Genomic DNA, 1,553 nt, shown 5'->3' on the forward strand with positions numbered 1-1,553 from the left:
GTTAGCACCTGATCGATGTCCTCGAGTATTAACCTGTGGCAAATTAATATCAAAGCTACCATACTCATTCAATATCTCCAAGAGAATAGAATTATCACTATTAGAATCTAAACTCAGGATCTCTCGGGGAAAATTTATGTCAAAATCAACAAGATCGACATTTCTCCCAAATCCTTGCAGGCCAGCCGATGCATTAATATCAAATACAAAGTCTAAGTCATAGGATGCCTGTGGACCTGTGGTTGAGAATGAAGCAGAATTGTCTAGGGAAAAGCCCGATTGAATAGTGATGGCTTCACCTGAAACTACATTTTCGGGGATATCTAACCAGAGATCAATAGGTAACGAGGCATTCAACCGTCCACCATTAAAACTAAAGTCTGATTGAAAGCCGATACGTCCAGAGGTTGATCCCTGAATTCCAAAACCACCTATAGACTTGGAACCACTTTCATTCCAATCAGTTCCCAAAAACCTATTGTCTTGCACCACCAAATTGTTGTTTGCTCCCCAAATGCTTTGATTCCTAACAGAGAAGCCGATATTATCGAACGTAAGCCTGGTTTCCCTGGCCTCAGCAGTCAAATCTAAGTCATAGAAAACCGTACCATTACTCCCACCAGCATAGCGCTCGACCTGGGCAAAATATGTTCCAGCAGCAGCTCTATAGTCGATAGCATCATTAGCATTACCGCCACGGCGTGAGCTGGCGACTTGGCTATCACCTGAATCAAAAACACCATTGTTGTTACTATCCTGGAAAAGCCTTAGATCAGCATCGTCACCATGGCTGATGTTGTGTAGTAACAGGCTAACATCTCGGTTGCCTGTGATATTGAACCCAAAGACATCATGGGGGTCAGAGCTTTCCACAGAGTAGCGATTTCGATTAACAGTTTGACTGCTTAACGTACCAACATCATAGATAGCCGATAAATCAAGATCATAGCTTACTGCACCGTTACTCCCACCAGCGTAGCGCTCAACTTGAGCGAAATATCTCCCTCCAGTAGCACTGTAGTTGATAACGTCGTTCATATTACCACCACGACGAGAACTGGCAACTTGGCGATCGCCTGAGTCAAGAAAGCCGTTATTGTTACTATCTCGAAAGAGTCTTAGATCAGCATCATCGCCATCACTAATGTTGTGCAATAGCAGGTTGATATCTCGGTTGCCTGAAACGTTAAACTGATACACATTAATGGGATCTAACTCTGAAAGTGGATCACCATCTACATAAACACGCTGACTATTAATCTGACCTAGATTATCAGTATTAGAATTGTTGTTTACCATGACGAACTCCTTTATCGTAATGAGTGGTACTCACTTCAAGAAATGAATCGAGTAGAAAATGCGTGATACTAAGGGAAGACTAATTAAGTCACCCTATGTACTTATCAGGTTGTATTTCAGTTTTTTTGCAATTATCCCAAACTGTCTTTAAGATTAGCCATGGTTGCTTGCTATATGGTGCGGTCGGCTGGCACCAAAGCATTTGACAGAAAAATGCACCGCTCGATTCTAAGAATCAGACGGTGCATTGTGCT

General features: G+C 42.3%; 1 protein-coding gene. It reads right to left on the bottom strand.

Annotation, left to right across the window (positions count from 1 at the left end; translation table 11 throughout):
- Positions 1-1,299: hypothetical protein (locus tag IQ260_RS30495; RefSeq protein WP_193996787.1), on the bottom strand; the 1,299-nt coding region annotated here is incomplete at its 3' end.
- Between the last annotated feature and the right edge of the window lie 254 nt (positions 1,300-1,553).

It is taken from the genome of Leptolyngbya cf. ectocarpi LEGE 11479 (genome assembly GCF_015207065.1).
GTDB lineage: Bacteria > Cyanobacteriota > Cyanobacteriia > Phormidesmidales > Phormidesmidaceae > Leptothoe > Leptothoe ectocarpi.